18 protein-coding genes are annotated in these 18,403 nt (G+C 64.8%); 14 read left to right on the forward strand and 4 right to left on the reverse strand.

The genetic code is table 11. The annotated features are described in order from the left end of the window. The first annotated feature begins 2 nt into the window (after nt 1-2). The 9 genes from AB9K35_RS18605 to AB9K35_RS18645 all read left to right on the forward strand — a co-directional run bounded on the left by AB9K35_RS18605 (nt 3) and on the right by AB9K35_RS18645 (nt 8,529). On the forward strand, nt 3-971 hold the full coding sequence (locus tag AB9K35_RS18605; RefSeq protein WP_222456372.1) for an ABC transporter ATP-binding protein: 969 nt from the start codon (nt 3-5) through the stop codon (nt 969-971). Continuing rightward, nucleotides 968-1,729 (forward strand): ABC transporter permease, encoded by a 762-nt coding sequence (locus AB9K35_RS18610; RefSeq protein ID WP_369928406.1) that lies wholly within the window; start codon nt 968-970, stop codon nt 1,727-1,729. The genes AB9K35_RS18605 and AB9K35_RS18610 overlap by 4 nt, the downstream gene beginning before the upstream one ends. 321 nt (nt 1,730-2,050) lie before the next feature. Next, nucleotides 2,051-2,848: a S49 family peptidase gene (locus tag AB9K35_RS18615; protein WP_222456370.1), complete on the forward strand. Its 798-nt coding sequence runs from the start codon at nt 2,051-2,053 to the stop codon at nt 2,846-2,848. Between the two features lie 171 nt (nt 2,849-3,019). Then, complete coding sequence (locus tag AB9K35_RS18620; RefSeq protein WP_222456369.1) at nt 3,020-3,970, forward strand: calcium/sodium antiporter; 951 nt, start codon at nt 3,020-3,022, stop codon at nt 3,968-3,970. Between the two features lie 46 nt (nt 3,971-4,016). After that, nucleotides 4,017-4,823, forward strand: a complete 807-nt coding sequence (locus AB9K35_RS18625; RefSeq protein WP_369928409.1) for an SDR family oxidoreductase — start codon at nt 4,017-4,019, stop codon at nt 4,821-4,823. A gap of 311 nt (nt 4,824-5,134) precedes the next feature. Further along, complete coding sequence (gene uvrC / locus AB9K35_RS18630; RefSeq protein WP_369928411.1) at nt 5,135-7,024, forward strand: excinuclease ABC subunit UvrC; 1,890 nt, start codon at nt 5,135-5,137, stop codon at nt 7,022-7,024. Between the two features lie 137 nt (nt 7,025-7,161). Then, a complete protein-coding gene (gene pgsA, locus AB9K35_RS18635; RefSeq protein WP_222456366.1) occupies nt 7,162-7,833 on the forward strand; it encodes a CDP-diacylglycerol--glycerol-3-phosphate 3-phosphatidyltransferase in 672 nt (223 codons plus the stop codon). Further along, a complete protein-coding gene (gene moaD / locus AB9K35_RS18640) occupies nt 7,833-8,078 on the forward strand; it encodes a molybdopterin converting factor subunit 1 (protein ID WP_369928414.1) in 246 nt (81 codons plus the stop codon). The genes pgsA and moaD overlap by 1 nt, the downstream gene beginning before the upstream one ends. Before the next feature lie 4 nt (nt 8,079-8,082). Beyond that, nucleotides 8,083-8,529 (forward strand): molybdenum cofactor biosynthesis protein MoaE, encoded by a 447-nt coding sequence (locus tag AB9K35_RS18645; RefSeq protein ID WP_369928416.1) that lies wholly within the window; start codon nt 8,083-8,085, stop codon nt 8,527-8,529. Nucleotides 8,530-9,755: 1,226 nt separating this feature from the next. Here the strand turns inward: AB9K35_RS18645 and AB9K35_RS18650 are convergent. Genes AB9K35_RS18650 through ubiA form a run of 3 tightly spaced genes read right to left on the reverse strand, consistent with a single transcriptional unit; the run spans nt 9,756 to nt 13,021 of the window. Then, nucleotides 9,756-10,070 carry a hypothetical protein gene (locus tag AB9K35_RS18650; RefSeq protein ID WP_222456363.1) on the reverse strand — a complete coding sequence of 105 codons (315 nt, stop codon included), beginning with the start codon at nt 10,068-10,070 and terminating at the stop codon, nt 9,756-9,758. Next, nucleotides 10,070-11,998: an OmpA family protein gene (locus AB9K35_RS18655; protein ID WP_369928418.1), complete on the reverse strand. Its 1,929-nt coding sequence runs from the start codon at nt 11,996-11,998 to the stop codon at nt 10,070-10,072. Before AB9K35_RS18655 ends, AB9K35_RS18650 begins: the two co-directional genes overlap by 1 nt. Before the next feature lie 60 nt (nt 11,999-12,058). Continuing rightward, nucleotides 12,059-13,021, reverse strand: coding sequence for a 4-hydroxybenzoate octaprenyltransferase (ubiA, locus tag AB9K35_RS18660; protein WP_222456361.1), 963 nt, complete (start codon nt 13,019-13,021; stop codon nt 12,059-12,061). A 12-nt stretch (nt 13,022-13,033) separates the two neighbouring features. Here ubiA and AB9K35_RS18665 point away from each other — a divergent pair, with 12 nt between their 5' ends. From AB9K35_RS18665 to AB9K35_RS18685, 5 genes are all read left to right on the forward strand, one after another. Beyond that, nucleotides 13,034-13,759 (forward strand): 16S rRNA (uracil(1498)-N(3))-methyltransferase, encoded by a 726-nt coding sequence (locus AB9K35_RS18665; RefSeq protein ID WP_369928421.1) that lies wholly within the window; start codon nt 13,034-13,036, stop codon nt 13,757-13,759. Next, nucleotides 13,759-14,739 (forward strand): hypothetical protein, encoded by a 981-nt coding sequence (locus AB9K35_RS18670; protein ID WP_369928423.1) that lies wholly within the window; start codon nt 13,759-13,761, stop codon nt 14,737-14,739. Before AB9K35_RS18665 ends, AB9K35_RS18670 begins: the two co-directional genes overlap by 1 nt. Nucleotides 14,740-14,908: 169 nt before the next feature. Then, complete coding sequence (locus tag AB9K35_RS18675) at nt 14,909-15,781, forward strand: GNAT family N-acetyltransferase (protein WP_369928425.1); 873 nt, start codon at nt 14,909-14,911, stop codon at nt 15,779-15,781. Further along, nucleotides 15,778-16,305, forward strand: coding sequence for a hypothetical protein (locus AB9K35_RS18680; protein ID WP_222456357.1), 528 nt, complete (start codon nt 15,778-15,780; stop codon nt 16,303-16,305). Before AB9K35_RS18675 ends, AB9K35_RS18680 begins: the two co-directional genes overlap by 4 nt. 65 nt (nt 16,306-16,370) lie before the next feature. Further along, a complete protein-coding gene (locus tag AB9K35_RS18685; RefSeq protein WP_369928427.1) occupies nt 16,371-17,741 on the forward strand; it encodes a glutamate--cysteine ligase in 1,371 nt (456 codons plus the stop codon). 139 nt (nt 17,742-17,880) lie between these two features. Here AB9K35_RS18685 and AB9K35_RS18690 read toward each other — a convergent pair whose 3' ends face one another. Then, the gene (locus tag AB9K35_RS18690) at nt 17,881-18,354 is read right to left on the reverse strand and encodes a YHS domain-containing (seleno)protein (RefSeq protein WP_222456355.1); all 474 of its coding nucleotides are present in this window, start codon (nt 18,352-18,354) and stop codon (nt 17,881-17,883) included. Nucleotides 18,355-18,403 lie beyond the last annotated feature (49 nt).

Genomic DNA, 18,403 nt, shown 5'->3' on the forward strand with positions numbered 1-18,403 from the left:
TCATGGCAGCCATCCTGTCCATCCGCGACCTGCGCAAGGTCTATGACGGCGGATTCGAGGCGCTGAAGGGCGTCTCTCTGGATATCGAAGAGGGTGAAATCCTGGCCCTCCTCGGGCCCAATGGCGCGGGCAAGACGACGCTGATTTCCACCATCTGCGGCATCACCACCGCGTCTTCGGGTCAGGTCAGCGTCGGCGGCTTCGACAATGTGACGGAATTTCGGGCCGCCCGGTCTTTGATCGGGCTGGTGCCGCAGGAGATCACGCTCGAGCCCTTCGCCAAGGTTCTGGACACGGTAACCTTCTCGCGCGGGCTGTTCGGGAAACCCGCGGATCCGGCCCGGATCGAGGCGGTCTTGCGCAAGCTGTCGCTGTGGGAGAAACGCGACAGCAAGATCATGGAACTGTCCGGCGGCATGAAGCGACGGGTGCTGATCGCCAAGGCGCTGGCGCATGACCCGCGGATTCTTTTCCTTGATGAGCCGACGGCCGGGGTCGACGTGGAATTGCGCAAGGACATGTGGGAAATCGTCGCCGAGCTGAAGGCCGATGGCGTGACTATCATCCTGACCACCCATTACATCGAAGAGGCCGAGGCGATTGCCGACCGTGTCGGGGTGATCACCGGCGGCGAGCTGCTGCTGGTGGAGGAGAAGGAGCAGCTGATGGCACGGATGGGCCAGAAGCAGCTGGAAGTGCAGCTGACCGCTCCGATATCGGAAATCCCGGCCGGATTGGCGCCACATCGGCTCGAGCTGGTCAATGGCGGCTACGGGTTGCTGTATACCTACGACACGCGGGCCGAGCGTACGGGGATCACCACCTTGCTGAATGACGTGGCGCAGGCCGGGCTGGTGCTGGCGGACGTGCAGACCCGGGAATCCAGTCTCGAGGACATCTTTGTGGGTCTCGTCGCGCGCAACGGCGCTGACCGGAGCGGCACGGCGGCAGTTTCAGGAGACGCGGCATGAATTGGACGGCAGTGGCCACCATCTACAAGGCGGAAATGGCGCGGTTCTGGCGCACCTTCCTGCAGAGCTTCATCTCGCCGGTTTTGTCGACCTCGCTGTATTTCGTGGTCTTCGGCAGCGCCATCGGCAGCCGCATCGAGGAAGTCGACGGCGTGGAATACGGCGCCTTCATCGTGCCGGGGCTGATCATGCTGTCGGTCATAACCCAGAGCATCTCCAACGCCTCCTTCGGGATCTATTTCCCGAAATTCATCGGCAATATCTACGAGATCCTGTCGGCCCCGATCAATTTTCTCGAGGTGGTCACAGGCTTTGTCGGCGCGGCGGCGACGAAGTCGCTGTTCATCGGCACCGTGATCCTGTGCACCGCTTCGCTGTTCGTTGATCTGCATATCCAGCACCCCATCGCCATGGTGGCCTTTCTGGTGCTGACCTGTCTCAGCTTTGCGCTGATGGGCTTCATCATCGGTATCTGGGCCGGCAATTTCGAGCAGCTGCAACTGGTGCCGCTTCTGGTGGTGACACCGCTGGTGTTCCTCGGCGGGTCCTTCTACTCGATCTCGATGCTGCCGCCGGTGTGGCAGACCATTACCCTGTTCAACCCGGTGGTCTACCTGGTGTCGGGCTTTCGCTGGGCCTTCTTTGGCCAGGCGGATGTGCCGGTGCTGCTGAGCCTCTGCGCCATCGGCGGTTTCACCCTGGCCTGCATGGGCGTGATCTGGTGGATCTTCAAGACCGGTTGGCGCATCCGCGCCTGAGCGCGACTGGCGCGGGGAAGCATATGCTCCCGCCTGCGCCTGCGGCCTGGCGGCCGCCTTGCAGTTGGGCCCGGCACGCTGCGCGTGCCGCGCCGCGCGTTGGCGCGGCGCCCCGCCCAACGGAAAGGCAGTTGCCACGGCAGATGGCCGGACGGGCGGGAGCGTTTTGATCCGGCGGCACGCGGGCCCGGACCGGCAGGTGGTCAGGGCAGGCAGGGCAGCGTTGCATTTTTGCCTGTGGCTGTGTGGTTTTTGCATTTCACCGCAATTCCCCAGGCACCGCATCTTGTTTCACCTCGGGCGGGCCTCTACATCGGCGCCATGAGATTTCACCTGCCTTTCCTGAACAAACAGCCGCTGGTCGCCGTGGTGCGGCTGAACGGTGCCATCGGCATGACCGGCCGCGGCTCTCTCAGCGACACAACCTTGGCGCCCGTGCTCGAACGTGCCTTCCGCAAAGGCAAACCTGCCGCGGTGGCGCTGGAGATCAATTCTCCCGGTGGCTCGCCGGTGCAAAGCTCCCTGATCGGGGCCCGCATCCGCAGCCTGGCCGAAGAGATGGAGATCCCTGTCTACGCCTTCGTCGAAGATGTGGCGGCCTCGGGCGGCTACTGGCTGGCGGCCGCGGCGGATGAGATCTGGGCGGACGCCAGCTCTGTCGTGGGGTCCGTCGGGGTGATCTCGGCCGGCTTTGGCGCCCATGTGCTGCTGGCCCGGCAAGGGGTCGAGCGGCGCGTTTATACCGCGGGCGAGAGCAAATCGATGCTGGACCCGTTCCGGCCGGAAAACCCGGAGGACGTGGAGCGTCTCAAGGTGATCCTGAACGACATCCACGCCAATTTCATCGACCATGTCACCGAACGCCGCGGTGCCAAACTGGCGACGGATCAGAACCTGTTCACCGGCGAGATCTGGCTGGCACGCCGCGCGGCCGAGCTGGGCCTGATCGACGGTATCGGCCATCTCAAGCCCAAGATGCAGGAGCGTTTCGGCAAAAAGGTCCGCTTCCGCCGCTATGGTGTCAAGAAGCCGCTGTTGAGCCGCTTTGGCGTGCAGATCGCCCAGGACGCGCTGGCCGGAATCGAGGAGCGCGCCGAGTTCGCGCGGTTCGGGCTCTGACGTGCTGGTAAAGATCGTTGCAATCTTTCTGGTGGTGATGGTGGTGCTTGCGATGTTCGGCAAGCTGCGGTTTCCCGGCCAGAAACATATCAATTCAAAGCGGTGCCCGTCCTGTGGCCGCTTCAAGATCGGCAGGGGCGTCTGCGCCTGCAAGAACGGAGGGTCTGGCAAATGATGCCATGGCTGTACTCGGCCCTGGGGCTGGTGATTCTGCTGCTGGCAGGGGACGCCCTGGTGCGTGGGGCGGTAAATCTCAGCCTGCGTCTGGGTGTGCCCGCGTTGATCGTCAGCCTGACGATCGTGGCGTTTGGCACCTCGGCACCGGAACTGCTGATCGCCGTCAAGGCTGTCGCGCGCAATGCGGATGGGATCGCGTTGGGCAACGTGGTGGGATCGAACACCGCCAACATCCTGCTGGTGCTGGGCATCCCCGCCCTTATGCGGGCCCTGCACACCAGCGAGTGCAGCACGCGCAAGAATTACATCTTCATGCTGATCGCATCGGTGCTGTTCATCGGCCTCGCCTTCTGTGGCACCTTCACCATCTGGTCGGGCCTGATCCTGCTGGCCGCGCTGTCGGTGGTGCTGGGCATCGCCTTCCGCGAGGCCCGCAACCACCGTCGCAATGGTAAGGCCGCGGAAGATGACCTGGAAGACATCGAGGAAGCCGACCCGGACATGCCCTACTGGCGGGTGGGGCTTTACCTCCTGCTGGGTCTGGTCGGGCTGCCGCTCGGGGCGGATCTCCTGGTCGATAACTCCACCATCATTGCCCGGACCTATGGCGTGAGCGAAACCGTGATCGGCCTGACGCTGGTGGCGGTGGGCACGTCGCTGCCGGAACTGGCCACCACGGTCATGGCGGCGCTGCGTCGGCAGGCGGATGTCGCGCTGGGCAATGTGATCGGCTCCAACATGTTCAACCTCCTCGCCATCGTCGGGCTCGCCACCTTTGTCGGACCGATCTCGGTGGATCCCGAGTTCTTGCGGTTTGATCTTTGGGTGATGCTGGCCGCGTCACTGCTGCTGATCCCGTTCGTGTTCTTCAAACAGGACATTACCCGCATCTGGGGGATCATCCTCAGCGCGCTCTATCTGGCGTATCTGGCGGTGCTGCTCTAACCTCCGGCATGGCAAGGGGCAGGGGCCATCGATTGGCTGCTGTCCCATGGGCCGGGGCAGGAAGGAGACAGCGATGCGGGCATTGGTGACCGGAGCGGGCAGACGTCTGGGGCGTGCCATGGCGCTGGAGCTGGCCCGGGGCGGTCATGCGGTTGCGGTGCATTACGGAACCTCGGCCGAGGCCGCCGAGGAGGTCGCCAGCCAGATCGTCGACGAAGGGGGGCAGGCCGTCACCTTGCAGGCCGATCTGCTGGACGAGGCGCAGTGCCAGACACTGCTGCCGCGTGCCGTGGACGCGCTGGGTGGGCCGATCACGTGCCTCGTGAACAATGCCTCGGTGTTTGAACGCGACACGCTGACCTGCGCCACCCGCGACAGCTGGGATCGTCACATGGCCAGCAACCTGCGTGCCCCTTTCGTCCTTTTGCAGGCAATGGCCGCGCAACAGGGCGTGCGCGAGCTTCGCGACGCGGAGGGCGAGCCGCTGGCCTGGGGGCTGGCGGTCAACATGATCGACCAGCGGGTGCTGAAGCTGACCCCCGATTTCATGTCCTACACCCTGGCCAAGTCGGCGCTGTGGACGCTGACGCGCACCGCGGCACAGGCGCTGGCCCCCTGGATCCGGGTCAATGCCATCGGGCCGGGACCAACCCTGAGGGGAGCGCGGCAAACAGCAGACCAGTTCTCGCGGCAACGCGCGGCCACCATTCTGCAACGGGGGGCCAGCAGCGAAGATGTCACGGCTGCGCTGGCGTATCTTTTGCGCGCACGGGCCGTGACGGGCCAAATGATTTGTCCGGATGGCGGTCAGCACCTGGCCTGGCAGACCCCCGACAGCGACGGTCTGGAGTAGCGTTTGGGGCGACGATTTCGGCTTCGGCCCGGAAAGTTGTACACCGGCTGGAGGGGTGTCACGGAAGCGTTACAAAAACCCCTTTGTTTTCATAACCTTGTCAGGGGTCGTAAAAAGTTTCGTTTATTTTCAATAATTTGGCAAATTGCTTAAATTTTAGGCATTTGGCCGGAATAGCGTAAAAATAAGAAAAAATCGCAGATAGCCCAAAGTTATCTTCGCAGTTATCCACATGTTGCGTGGATTTCCTCTCTCTTGATCCCGCGGGTCAAACATTGCAGCCCAATGCGGGGAATCATATGTCTGTGCGCATGACTGATCAGCCTTCCGACACAGCCCCGGATTCGCCGACCCCAAAGCCGCGTAGTGGCTACGCGGTGATTCAGGATTACGTGAAAACTCTGGATGCCTCGCCCGGCGTCTACCGGATGCTGGATGCCGAGAGCCGGGTGCTCTACGTCGGCAAGGCGCGCAACCTGAGGGCACGGGTGTCGAACTATACCCGGCCCGGCAACAGTCCGCGGATCGAGCGGATGATCGCGCTGACCACCTCGATGATGTTCCTGACCACGCGCACGGAAACCGAGGCGCTGCTGCTGGAGCAGAACCTGATCAAGCAGCTGAAGCCGAAATACAACGTGCTGCTGCGCGATGACAAAAGCTTCCCCAATATTCTGGTGGCCAAGGATCACGACTTTCCGCAGCTGAAAAAGCACCGCGGCGCGCGCAAGCAGAAGGGCAGCTATTTCGGCCCCTTCGCCAGTGCGGGTGCGGTGAACCGGACGCTGAACCAGCTGCAAAAGGCGTTCCTGTTGCGCAATTGCTCGGATTCCATGTTCGAGACCCGCACGCGCCCCTGCCTGCAATATCAGATCAAGCGCTGCTCGGGGCCCTGTGTGGGGCTGATCTCGGAAGAGGACTATGCGGCAAGCGTGCGCGACGCCGAACGATTCCTGTCGGGCCGCTCCACCAAGATCCAGGAAGAGCTGGCGGAGCAGATGATGGCGGCCTCCGAGGCGATGGAGTTCGAGCGTGCCGCCGCCTTGCGGGACCGGATCAAGGCGCTGACGCAGGTGCAGTCCAGCCAAGGCATCAACCCGCGCGGCGTGGCCGAGGCGGATGTGATCGGCCTGCACATGGAGGGCGGGCAGGCCTGCGTGCAGGTTTTCTTCATCCGTGCCAACCAGAACTGGGGCAACCAGGATTTCTATCCGCGCGTCGATGCCGACATGAGCCCGGCAGAGGTGATGGAGGCCTTCCTCGGCCAGTTCTACGCCAACAAGGAGCCGCCGCGGCAGCTGATCCTGTCGGACGCGATCGAAAATGCCGATCTGATGGAGGCGGCGTTGAGCGACAAGGCCGACCGCAAGGTGGAGCTGGTGGTGCCCCAGCGCGGCGAAAAGACCGAGCTGGTGGCCTTTGCCGTGCGCAACGCCCGCGAAAGCCTTGCCCGCCGCATGGCCGAAAGCGCCACCCAGGCCAAGCTTCTGCGCGGCCTGGCCGAGGCGTTCGGGCTGGAGGCGCCGCCGCAGCGCATCGAGGTCTACGACAACTCCCACATCCAGGGCACCAACGCCGTGGGCGGCATGATCGTGATGGGGCCGGAGGGCTTCATGAAAAACGCCTACCGCAAGTTCAACATCCGCGGTGATGACTTGGTGCCGGGCGATGACTTCGGCATGATGAAGGAAGTGCTGAACCGCCGCTTCTCGCGCCTGCTCAAGGAAGACCCGGACCGCGAAAAGGGGCTGTGGCCCGATCTGCTGCTGATCGATGGCGGCGCGGGCCAGGTCTCGGCGGTGGCGGAGATCATGGAAGAGCACGGCGTGCAGGACATCCCCATGGTCGGCGTCGCCAAGGGTGTCGACCGCGACCACGGCAAGGAGGAATTCCACCGCCCCGGTGCGCGGCCCTTTGCGCTGCAGCGCAATGACCCGGTGCTGTATTTCATCCAGCGGATGCGGGACGAGGCGCACCGCTTTGCGATCGGCACCCACCGCGCCAAGCGCGCCAAGGCGGTCAGCGCCACGCCGCTGGACGAGGTGCCGGGCGTCGGTGCCTCCCGCAAACGCGCGCTCCTGGCGCATTTCGGCAGCGCCAAGGCCGTCAGCCGCGCCAACCTTGCAGATCTGAAGGCGGTCGAGGGCATCTCGGCGGCGCTGGCCGAACGGATCTACGACCACTTCCACGCCAGCAGCTGAGAAGACCTCTTGAAAACTGAAACGCCCGGCCCTTCATCTGGCCCAACCTATCCCGGCCGGGGGCATCCGCCCCGGACGGGGCGGATTTTTCAGCGCATGCGCTTTCCACTTTCTAAACAGCCGGATAATGTGCGCCCATGAAATGGACCCTGCCCAATATCCTCACCCTGCTGCGCCTGCTTGCCGCGCCCGGCCTTGCGGTGATGTTCCTCTACTTCTCGCGCCCCTACGCGGATTGGTTTGCCCTGCTGCTATTCATCACGGCGGCGGTGACGGACTGGTTCGACGGCTATCTGGCACGGGCCTGGAAACAGGAAACCAAGATCGGCGCGATGCTGGACCCGATCGCCGACAAGGCGATGGTGGTGATCGCGCTGATGATCATCGTCGGCTATGCTGCCGAACACTGGACCCCCTGGCTGGTGCTGCCCGCCACCGTGATCCTGTTCCGCGAGGTCTTTGTCTCGGGCTTGCGTGAATACCTCGGCGACACTGCCGGCACGCTGAAGGTCACCAAGCTGGCCAAGTGGAAAACCACTACCCAGATGATCGCCATCGCCACGCTGTTCTCGCAGGGTATCTTCGAGCACTATCTGGTGATGTCCTCCTTTGGCATGGACGACCAGATCTATACCCAGATCATCGCGGGCGAGCTGGAGGACCTGTTCGGTCTGCGCTGGAAAGAGGCGGGCGTGTTCTGGACCGGCCGCATCGGCCTGTGGCTGCTGTGGATCGCGGCGGCGCTGACGGTGATCACCGGCGCGGACTACCTGCGCAAGGCGATGCCGCATCTGAAGGAGGCGCATTGATGGAGATCCTGTATTTCGCCTGGGTGCGCGAGCGCATCGGCCTGCCGCGCGAGCGCGTGGAGACCTCGGCCGCCACCGTCGCCGAGCTGGTGGCAGAGCTCAGCGCTCGCGAGGACCGCTATGCCGCGGCCTTTGCTGACCTCTCGGCGCTGCGGGTGGCGCTGGATCAGGAATTGTCGGATTTCGACGCGCCGCTGGAGGGCGTGCGCGAGGTGGCCTTCTTCCCGCCGATGACGGGCGGCTGAGCCGATGCGGATCGCGGTTCAGGAAGCACCGTTCGAACTCGGCGCCGAAAGCGACGCCTTTGCCGCCGGTGTCGCGGGTGCTGGCGCGGTGGTGACTTTCACTGGCTTGGTGCGCGATTCCGACCAGGGCGGTCTGGTGGCGATGGAGATCGAGCATTACCCCGGCATGACCGAAAAGGCGCTGACCGCCATCGCCGAGGAGGCCATGCGCCGCTGGTCGCTGGCGGATGCGCTGGTGATCCACCGCCATGGCCGTCTGGCGCCGGGCGAGCGCATCATGATGGTCGCCACCGCCGCGCGCCACCGCAAGGATGCCTTCGAGGCGGCGGAATACCTGATGGACTACCTCAAATCCCGCGCGCCGTTCTGGAAGAAAGAGATCCTGTCCGGCGGCGGTGCCGACTGGGTCGCAGCCAAGGACGCCGACGAGGACGCGCTGAAACGCTGGTAGACCCTCGCATCACCGGGCGGGCTCCCGCCAGGTGTTCGACCATCCAAGGATGATCTCCGCCTGTTGGGCCCGGCGCCGCGCTGCGCGCGGCGGGGTGGTATCGCTTGGCAGCGGTGGTGGTCTCAGGAAGCGCGGTCATGCTTGGGCAGGGGGCGATTAAGGGTGTCTGACAAATGATGAGGCCCTCCTGCGAAGAGGCCGATGCGAGGATAGCGCTGGCGTGCTTCCCGTAGCATCTTTTGTTGCTCCCCTTTGAACGCCTGTAGATGCCCCTCGAACGCCGCGCGCCGTGCGAAAGAGCGTTTGTTGTCGGCATGAGGTCGAAATTTCTGGTGAGACGAGGTTTGTCTGCCGACCGATAACGTCGCGGGGCTTGGCCTGCACGGTTGCGGGGAGGCGTCTCTCAGCAGGTTGCCGCCGTTGGTTGCGTATTCGCAAGGTGGGGGCGTTTGTGCCGAGACCAAAACGGATATTGCGTGGTGTACTGTCTTTCGGACACGAGTGACTATTCCCGCTCTGCTGGAGCGCAAACGGCAATATGGCCGGGCTTTTGAATGCGCAGGGACTCGCGTTCCAAGCGCTCTGAGCGGCAGCTCGGCAGTGGCTCGCGTGTCCGATGGAATTGGCTGACTATGCTCCTGCACCGCATTGCAGCCCCTTGAAGTGAAGCGGAACCGCAAACAGTTCGGGGCGAGTTGCCCGTTCAACACCGCTATTCTCGCAGCCCTTTACCCTGTCAGAGACATGATCGGTTAAACTAGCTGTGCAGGAGCAATGCGTGCTGATCCAGCGACGAACCTTAACGATCTCTGGTGCAGGCACCTAAGCACCATTTCGGTCGCCCGAGAGTTCCTCTCGAGTGTCATCGGCTGATATCTCGGAACCAGCTTCCCTGAACGACAAAAGGGGGGCGGGGTCATGAACCCGCAGCGACAATCCTATGCAGCATAAAAGAGCCGTGCTCGCAACCTGGCAAGCCATGCTGTTGCCGATTTGCCGGTGGCAAAAGCGGGTGGTGGCATTCAGCCCCCGTCCATATCGCTGCATCTCTCTGGAACTACAGCAAGCGCGATGCCTGGGGCCATCCGCCGGGCCGCCAAATAAACGATCACGCCGTGCGCCAGCACGGCGCTCGGCCCAAGGCTGCTCGGCCGGTGCTGGCGCATAGCCAGCGCAGGCCGCAGGCGCGGGAGTTTCTTCGCCTGCCTTCGGTCAGCCTCGCCGCCTTACTGCGGCAGCTGGGCGCGCAGCTCTTCGGCCTCGCGGCGGGCCTCGCGCAGACCGTCCATGGCGGCGCGCAGCTCGGCTTCGGTCTGGGTCAGCTGGTTGGTCAGCTCCGCCTCGCGTTGCTGCAAATAGGTGATCGCCTGGTCACGGGTCTCTTCGGCCTCGTGCAGCTCCTGGCTCATCCGGTCGAGATCTGCCACGTCGCTCTGCCGCACGCGGGTGAAACGGTGCACCAGCCAGTTGGCAAACCAGCCAAGCGCAAAGGCCACAAACAGGATGATCGCGGTGGTGATGATGAACTCTGTCCTGTTCATTACTCTGAGGTCTCCTGTGCGTCTTCGCTTGTGCCGTCCGCGGCCTCATCATCCGTCTCCGGCGCGTCTTGCGCTTGGGCATCCTCGGGCTGTTCGCCGTCTGCCTCGGCCTGCGGACTCGTGGGCTGGATCAGTTTGAACTCGATGCGGCGGTTGGCCTCGCGGCCTTCCTCGGTGCCGTTGTCGGCAATCGGGTTGCTCTCGCCGTAGCCCTTGGCGGTGAAGGTTGAGGTGACGATGCGCCGGGCCCGCAATTCGTTCAGCACCGACTGCGCCCGTGCCTGGCTGAGGTTCTGGTTCATCGTCTCGCGCCCCTGGCTGTCGGTGTGGCCCTGGATTTCCAGTCGGACGGGGCCGCAGCGGGCCAGAACCTCGGCGATCCGGTCCATCGTGTCGGCACTGTCGGCCGCGATTGTGGCGGAGCCGGGTTCGAAGGTGATCTTGGTTTCGCTCTGGGCGCTGACCAGCTGGGCCTCGCAGAGCTCCGGCGGGATCGGCTGATCCTTCGGGGCGGGCGGTTCCTCGTAGCTGATGTCGAGGTCGTAGGTCTCCGCCTCGCCGAGCTTGGCCGACAGGAAACGGGCGATCTCGGCCGGAGCATCCTTGCGAAAGCTCATGCCGCGCAGCTCCAGGTTTTCCGGCGTCACGGTGACGGCCCCACGCTGTAGATAGGACAGCGCCTCGAGCCCGGCCAGCACCCGTACCGGCCAGTCGGCGGGCAGATCGGCCACCACCCGCGCGGCGCTGTGCACATTGGCAGAGCCGAAGCGGGCCCGTGCATAGCTGTCGACGACCTGGCGCAGGGCGGCGTCGGACAGGCGGCCGCGCAGTTGCACCTGGCCTTCGGGGCTGAGCGTGGCGGTGAACTCCGGTACCCCGTCCGCGTCCTGCGCTTCGGGCACTGGCAGCACCGCATGCAGGGCAAACACCCGGGGCAGAGCGCTTTCCAGCTCACCCACCACATGGTCGAAGCGGGCATTCGGCGTCCCTTCGGCGGCGGCCAGGGTGATGTCGGCATTGGCGATGGTCACCGAACCCGCCCCCAGCTCTGCCAGGGCACCGATGCTCAGCTCTGCGGCCCGCGCCCAATTGGGAGACGGCACGCCCATGCCGATCACGCAGTCGGCGCTGCCGGTCAGCCCGGCCTTGCGGGCGGCGGCCAGGATGCGATCACGGCTTTCTTCGCTCTCGGCGGAGCAGGCATTGAAACTAGCGCCATCCTCGTCCAGCAGGAACCGCAGCGTGAAGGGCGTGATGACAGGGCGCGGCGCCGCGATGTCCAGGGCCAGCCGCAATCCCGGCGGGGCGTTGCGGCCCAGCTGCTCTTCCAGTCGTGCCTTGGCTTCCTCGCTGCCGGAAATCGCGGTGATCGACACCTCGCCCGCCGCCACCGAGATCTTGGCCCGGGGCAGTAGTTTCAGGGCCTCGACCGCGTAGTCCATCGCCTCGGTCCAGCCGTCCGGGATGTCGTATTTGGCCACCTCGAGCAGGTCGGCGACGCTGTCGGGGCCAGCCAGGTCAACCAGCTGGCTGACCAGCGTGCTGCGACCGGACCCGGCCGGGATCAGACCAATGATCGAGATGCCGCCATCGTTGCGCAGGATTTCTGCCGAGAACCGCGGCGGGGCGAGGCCGTCGGCAGGCGGCACTTCCATCCCGTCCAGGATGCGCGCCGCATCCACCACCGTGCCAACCGTGGATTTCACCGAGAACCGGGTGGCTTCGTCCGGGGCGGTGCCCTCCAGCAGAACCTGCAGGCCGTCGGCGGTCACCTCTGCCCAGGTGTACCCCCGCGCATCAAGCGCCCGTCTGACCTCGGTTTCGGTGCCACGTTCGACCGCGGTCACTGCGAACCCGGCGGCGACGAGGCTTAGCCCCGCGGCTGAGGCAAAGGCCAGGACCGGGATGAACAGCTTAGACAGGCGCATATGGCAACAACTTTCCAGTTTGCGTTGAACGCTCATACCGTGCAGGCGGCCGAGGTTCAATCATGCGAACATGGCGATGGTGAAGAAGATGAGCGGAATCAGGCCGGTATCCCGGTTGAGCCGGAACAGCTGCAACAGTCTCGGGTTGTTGTCGGCGTCAAAGATGCGCAATTGCCAGGTCATGTGCCAGCCCATCGCCCAGGGGCCGGCCAGCGCCAGCACCAGCGCCAGCACCGAGGCGCTGGCCTGCATCGCAAGGATGACCGCAAGCGCCATCAGGCAAACGAAGGCCGTAATGAAGCGGCGCAGCCATTTCGGCGTGTCGCTGCCAAACAGCCGGGCGGTGGATTTCACCCCGATCAGCGCATCGTCCTCGGTGTCCTGGTGGGCATAGATGGTGTCGTAGAACAGCGTCCAGGCGATGCCCGCCAGATACAGCAGCACCGGCGGCCAGCTTAAGGTGCCGGTATGCGCCACCCAGGCCAGCATCGCGCCCCAGTTGAAGGCCAGCCCCAGGAAGACCTGTGGCCACCAGGTGAAACGCTTGGCAAACGGGTACACCGCCACCGGCAGGAGCGACAGCACGCCCATGGCAATGGCCGCCTGGTTGAAGGTCAGCAGGATGGCAAGCCCGGCCAGGCATTGCAGCCCCATCCAGACCAGCGCGCCCCTGACCGTGACCTGGCCGGAGGGGATCGGGCGCGAGCGGGTGCGCTCCACCTTGTCGTCGATGTCACGGTCGGTGATGTCGTTCCAGGTGCAGCCCGCGCCGCGCATCAACCAGGCCCCCGCGGCGCAGCCGACGGCGATCCACAGATCCTGCCAGCGCGGGGTCTGGTCCGCCAGGATCGCCAGCGCCAGTCCCCACCAGCAGGGGATCAGCAAAAGCCAGGTGCCAATCGGCCGGTCGGCCCGGCTGAGGCGCAGATAGGGGCGGCTCCAGCCGGGGGCGTATCTGTCGACCCAGTTTCCCGCGACCGCATCCGCGACCTGACCCTCTGGCGCTGGCTGTTGCCCTTGCATATGTAGGACCTCATGAGTGCAAAAATCAGACTGTATGTAGATCACCCGCTGGGGGCAGGGCAAACGGTTCCTTTGGACCGTGACCAGGCGCATTACCTGTTTGGGGTGATGCGGCAGCCGGCCGGGGCCCATGTGGCCCTGTTCAACGGGCGCGATGGAGAATGGCTGGCCGAAGTCGCCGAAGCCGGAAAACGCGGCGGCACGCTCACCTGCCTGGAACAGAGCAGACCGCTGCAGCTGCCCCCCGACCTGTGGCTGCTGTTTGCGCCGATCAAGAAGGCGCGCACCGACTTCATCGTCGAAAAGGCCGCCGAGATGGGCGCGGCACGGATCCTGCCGGTGCAGACCGATTTCACCAATTCCGAACGCATCCGCCAGGATCGCCTGCAGGCCCACGCGGTCGAGGCCGCCGAGCAATGCGGCGGAACCTACGTGCCGGACGTGGCCGAGTTGCAAAAGCTGTCGCGCCTGCTGGACCACTGGCCTGCCGAACGGCAGTTGATGTTCTGCGACGAGGCCGAGGTTGGCAATGCGCTTCAGCTTGCCGCAGAGACCCGCAGAGGCGCGCCCTGGGCGATCCTGATCGGCCCCGAAGGCGGCTTTTCCGAGGCCGAGCGCAAACGCCTGCATGATCTGCCGCAGTCGCATGTGGTCAGCCTCGGCCCCCGCATCCTGCGTGCCGATACGGCGGCCGTCGCGGCGCTGACCCTGTGGCAGCAGGCGCTGGGGGACTGGTGATGGGGCTGTTGCAGCGTTTGCCGCAGGCGGACGCACCGGAAGGTGCCGAGCGCCAGATGCAGCGGGTGCAGCGCCAGGCGCTGCTGAAATGGCCGTTCGGGGGCATCCGGCTGGAAAGCCCGCTGAAGATCGCGGCGGAAGCCTCGGTCTTTCGTGGCTACCGTGGGTCGGACCCCGTGGTCGTGAAGAAGTTCTGGGACCGTGGCACCCGTCGCGAGTTCGTGGGCGGCACCGTTCACGCGCTGAAGCGTTTCGACGGCTTGGGGGGGCACAGCGACTACTCCGTGAACAGGTATTTTGCCAGTTCCGGCAATCTCGGCCTTGTGGTGGTGAGTTTCGAGCAAGGCACGCCAGTGGACGAGCTGTTCCGGCAACCTGAGGCGAACCGTTCGGACGTGAACCGGCGCTGCTGCGCGTGGCATGACTGGGCCGGGCAGGGTGACGTTGCCGCCACTGCCCTGCCAGCAGATCGGTTCGCCGGTGAAATCCACAACGTGCTGGCCACCTCTGCGGATCACCCTGACGCCGCGCTGCTGGCCGAGCTGGCAGATGAATTGCTGGCTATGCTGGCAGATTTCGGCGAACGCCCCGCCCTCAGAGGGCCGGGTCACCCGGATTTCGCGCCGCGCAATCTCATCCTGCGGCCGGATGGGGGTGTCGCCGCGATTGATATTCACCGCGGCGGAACCTTCTTCAGATCCCGGCAGGCGGCCATTTTCCTGGTCTCCAAGGACTTCCAGGGCAGGAAGAGGGAGAGCGAATTCATCTACGGGCTGGACGAAGCCGAGATGCGGCAGTTTCTCGCATACGGCAATGCGCCCGAGGAGGAGGTCGAGAATTTTTTCATCTTCTTTGTCGGTCTGACATTCCTCCGGATGTACTCCAAGAAGACCAAACGCGTGCGCCGCATGCGGATGCGCCGCGCAAGGATCGAGGCCTACCTCAAGGATCTGCGTCAGGGCAGGAAGATCCTGCCGTGAGGTCGGCGCCGTCAAAAACCTGCTCTGCGGTGCCATCGCCGGAAACGGGCCGGGCTGGTTCACCTGGAGCGGAGCCGCGAGGTCGACCCCAGAGGCCGACCAAACCCCTTGGAGCTGTGCGGCGCGCCGTGCAAGGGCTGGGTGGTGTGCTGGGAACTCGGGGCTGCTGATGCCGTGGCGACTGTCGCAGACCGAGGATCTGGCGCAGGTTGAACACCTGCTGCGCCAGCATGTCCAAAGCTCCATGTTCCTGTTGGGCAACCTGCTGGATCACGGGTTGGGCTCGGGCGCGCGCCATGGCCTGACATTGTGGCAGCTGGAGCCTTGCAGGGGCGTCTTTGCGATTACCAATTCCGGCATGGTCCTGATGCAGGCCCCCGATGCTACCAGCCGCGAGTGGCAGGCGGCTGCGACCCTGATTGCCGACCGTCGGCTGAGTGGCGCAAGCGGCGAGGCGGCCCAGCTGCGGCGGTTCCTGCAGGCCACGGGCCTGGATCAGCTCGCGGCCCGCAAGGATGAGGACGAACGGAGCTTCCGTCTGGACCTGTCCGAGCTTGTTCTGCCTGAATGCGACGGCACGACACTTCTGCCATTGTCTGCCATGCCTCGTGATACCGCGGCGGCCTGGCGCAGCGCCTATCTGTCCGAGGCGCTCGGCACGCCTGTCGACGAGGCCGCCGTCACGGCCGTGAAAAACATCGACGTGTACCTGAGCCGCGACAGCCACCGGGTGCTGACGGTGGAGGGACAGCCGGTTGCGATGACCGGCTTCAACGCCGAGGTGCCGGGTGTGGTCCAGGTGGGTGGCGTCTACACGCCACCCCACTTGCGCGGGCGCGGTTACGCCCGTCGCGCGCTGGCCTTGCACCTGGCGCAGGCCCGGGCCCGCGGGGTAGAGCAGGCGGTGCTGTTCACGGGCAACCCGGCCGCGGCACGGGCCTATCAGGCGGTCGGGTTTCAACCGGCAGGAGCCTATGGTTTGCTGCTGTTTGATGCCGCACAGACACTGTGTATCTCTGCGCAGTCGCAGGAGGAGACATGACTTTCATCCGACCTGAAGCCCGCGCCACCCTTTGGCAATGGCGCGAGGTCATCGGCGCCGCGCTGATGACCCTTCTCGGCCTGAAGTGGGCGTTCACCTCGTTTGGGTTTACCGCCATTACCGGCTGGGCGCTGATCGCCACCGGCCTCGTCACCGCTGTCATCGGCGCCCAGCGGATGCGCTTCCGGCGCGGCACGGGCGGTCCCGGCGTGGTGCAGGTGGACGAGGGCCAGATCGCCTATTTCGGGCCGCTCACCGGCGGCGCGGTGGCAGCCTCGGAACTGGAGCGGCTGGCGCTGGACAAATCCGCCCGCCCGCCACACTGGGTGCTGGAACAGCCCGGCCAGCCACCGCTGGCGATCCCGGTCAACGCCGAAGGATCGGATGCACTGTTCGACGTCTTTGCGGCGCTGCCCGGTCTCAGGACCGAGCGGATGCTGAGCGAATTGCGCAAGGGCGGCCCTCACCAGGTCGTGATCTGGGAGCGTGTCCCGAGCCGACCGGAACATCAGCGGCTGCATTGACACCGGGTGCGATTCCGCTCACCACTGACCCTTCATGACAGACCTAACAGGACGGAGTGCCAGGCATGTCCATTCCCCAGTCCGGCGGCGGGCCGATCGAACGCCACGAACAGCTTGCCGAATACCTCGCTGCGGGCTGCAAGCCCAAGGATGCCTGGCGCATCGGCACCGAGCACGAGAAGTTCGGCTATTGCAAGGATACGCTCAAACCGCTGCCCTATGCGGGTGAGCGGTCGATTCTGGCGGTGCTGGAGGGTTTGCGCGACGGTCACGGCTGGGATCCGCTGGTCGAGGGCGACAACCTCATCGGTCTGACCAAGGACGGCGCCAACATCAGCCTTGAGCCGGGAGGCCAGCTGGAGCTGTCGGGCGCGCCGCTGGAAACCATCCACGAGACCTGCGACGAGGTGAACGCCCACCTGCGCGACGTGAAGGACATCGCCGACAAGATCGGCGTCGGCTTCATCGGCCTCGGCGCAGCCCCGGTCTGGCGGCACGAGGACATGCCGCTGATGCCCAAGGGCCGCTACAAGCTGATGGACAGCTACATGCAAGAGGTCGGCACCATGGGCACCACCATGATGCGCCGCACCTGCACCGTGCAGGTGAACCTCGACTTCTCTTCCGAGGCCGACATGGTGCAGAAGATGCGCGTGGCGCTGGCGCTGCAGCCGGTGGCCAATGCGCTGTTCGCCAATTCACCCTTCCTGGACGGCAAGCCGAACGGGGTGAAATCTACCCGGGGACTGGTCTGGCGCAACCTGGACGCGGCGCGCACCGGCATGCTGCCCTTTGTCTTCGACGAGGGCTTCGGGTTCGAGGCCTGGGTGCAATACGCGCTGGATGTGCCGATGTATTTTGTCTACCGCAACGGTGAATACATCAACGCGCTGGGCATGTCGTTCCGCGACTTCCTCAAGGGCGAGCTGCCGGCACTGCCGGGCGAGACTCCGACCCTCAGCGACTGGGCTGACCATCTGACCACAATCTTCCCCGAGGCGCGGGTGAAGAAATTCATCGAGATGCGCGGCGCCGACGGCGGCCCCTGGCGCCGCCTTTGCGCGCTGCCCGCGTTCTGGGTCGGCCTCACCTACGACCAGTCCGCGCTGGACGCCGCCTGGGACCTGGTCAAGGGCTGGGACGCCGAAACCCGCGAAGAATTGCGCGCCGCCGCATCCGAGCACGGCCTGCAGGCGCAGGTCGGCGGCATCAACATGCATGAGCTGGCCCGCGAAGTGGTGGCGATTTCCGAAAGCGGTCTGAAGGCGCGTGCGCGTCCCGGCGCCGGTGGCCTGGTCCCGGATGAGACCCATTTCCTGAATGCCCTGAAGGACAGCCTGGAAAGCGGCAAGGTGCCCGCGGATGAGCTTCTGGAGCGCTACAACGGCGCATGGGGCGGGGACCTGAGCCGGATCTACGGCGAATTTGCCTATTGATCAGCGGCTTGCCGCACAATGCCCAACGAACGGGGCTGCGTCGATGACGCGGCCCTTCTTCGTGTCAGCAGCCCCCGCATGAAAAAGTCGGCGGCAGGTCGTCCTGCCGCCGACCGTTCCGGCTGAGTGGTGCAGGTGTTTACTGCTGCAGCTCTTCCGGCGACTTTTCGGCGATGTCGGTCCAGTTGGCGTCGGCGTTCTGGATAAAGCCGGGAATGTCGCCCTCCCAACGCTCCTGAATGTCCTCAGACAGGTTCAGGTACAGGGTGTTGTCGACGATCTTCCAGTGGTTCGGGTCGCCGTCGAACTTGAAGCCCATAGCGGTGCCGAAGGCGCAATAGCCGCCATAGGCCGGCACATAGGCCTCGGGGTTCTTCTCAAATGCCGCCTTGTGCTCTTCCGAGGCAAAGCGGTAGGTCGCGTCATTGTAAATCGAGGTGATCTTGTAGCTGCCCTTGGTCGGGGCGCCATCGGTGAAATATGCAACCGGATCATAGCCCTGCATCGCCAGCCCGGTGGAGGAGGCGTTGATCTCCACACCGGCCGCCAGCGCCGAGGTTGCCAGGGCCACCGACAGGGCCACACCGCCGAGGAGCGCTTTTACCTTGTTCATTGTTCCGTCCTTTTGAAAATCCGCCGGGGGCTGAAAATACCTGCCCCGG

The organism is Leisingera sp. XS_AS12 (assembly GCF_041224635.1).
Classification (GTDB): domain Bacteria; phylum Pseudomonadota; class Alphaproteobacteria; order Rhodobacterales; family Rhodobacteraceae; genus Leisingera.

What these genes read in the sequence shown, in the direction of transcription:
- AB9K35_RS18605 (WP_222456372.1), top strand. Translation starts at nt 3, where the DNA reads ATGGCAGCCATCCTGTCCATCCGCGACCTGCGCAAGGTCTATGACGGC.
- AB9K35_RS18610 (WP_369928406.1), top strand. Translation starts at nt 968, where the DNA reads ATGAATTGGACGGCAGTGGCCACCATCTACAAGGCGGAAATGGCGCGG.
- AB9K35_RS18615 (WP_222456370.1), top strand. Translation starts at nt 2,051, where the DNA reads ATGAGATTTCACCTGCCTTTCCTGAACAAACAGCCGCTGGTCGCCGTG.
- AB9K35_RS18620 (WP_222456369.1), top strand. Translation starts at nt 3,020, where the DNA reads ATGATGCCATGGCTGTACTCGGCCCTGGGGCTGGTGATTCTGCTGCTG.
- AB9K35_RS18625 (WP_369928409.1), top strand. Translation starts at nt 4,017, where the DNA reads ATGGGCCGGGGCAGGAAGGAGACAGCGATGCGGGCATTGGTGACCGGA.
- uvrC (WP_369928411.1), top strand. Translation starts at nt 5,135, where the DNA reads ATGACTGATCAGCCTTCCGACACAGCCCCGGATTCGCCGACCCCAAAG.
- pgsA (WP_222456366.1), top strand. Translation starts at nt 7,162, where the DNA reads ATGAAATGGACCCTGCCCAATATCCTCACCCTGCTGCGCCTGCTTGCC.
- moaD (WP_369928414.1), top strand. Translation starts at nt 7,833, where the DNA reads ATGGAGATCCTGTATTTCGCCTGGGTGCGCGAGCGCATCGGCCTGCCG.
- AB9K35_RS18645 (WP_369928416.1), top strand. Translation starts at nt 8,083, where the DNA reads ATGCGGATCGCGGTTCAGGAAGCACCGTTCGAACTCGGCGCCGAAAGC.
- AB9K35_RS18650 (WP_222456363.1), bottom strand. Translation starts at nt 10,070, where the DNA reads ATGAACAGGACAGAGTTCATCATCACCACCGCGATCATCCTGTTTGTG.
- AB9K35_RS18655 (WP_369928418.1), bottom strand. Translation starts at nt 11,998, where the DNA reads ATGCGCCTGTCTAAGCTGTTCATCCCGGTCCTGGCCTTTGCCTCAGCC.
- ubiA (WP_222456361.1), bottom strand. Translation starts at nt 13,021, where the DNA reads ATGCAAGGGCAACAGCCAGCGCCAGAGGGTCAGGTCGCGGATGCGGTC.
- AB9K35_RS18665 (WP_369928421.1), top strand. Translation starts at nt 13,034, where the DNA reads ATGAGTGCAAAAATCAGACTGTATGTAGATCACCCGCTGGGGGCAGGG.
- AB9K35_RS18670 (WP_369928423.1), top strand. Translation starts at nt 13,759, where the DNA reads ATGGGGCTGTTGCAGCGTTTGCCGCAGGCGGACGCACCGGAAGGTGCC.
- AB9K35_RS18675 (WP_369928425.1), top strand. Translation starts at nt 14,909, where the DNA reads ATGCCGTGGCGACTGTCGCAGACCGAGGATCTGGCGCAGGTTGAACAC.
- AB9K35_RS18680 (WP_222456357.1), top strand. Translation starts at nt 15,778, where the DNA reads ATGACTTTCATCCGACCTGAAGCCCGCGCCACCCTTTGGCAATGGCGC.
- AB9K35_RS18685 (WP_369928427.1), top strand. Translation starts at nt 16,371, where the DNA reads ATGTCCATTCCCCAGTCCGGCGGCGGGCCGATCGAACGCCACGAACAG.
- AB9K35_RS18690 (WP_222456355.1), bottom strand. Translation starts at nt 18,354, where the DNA reads ATGAACAAGGTAAAAGCGCTCCTCGGCGGTGTGGCCCTGTCGGTGGCC.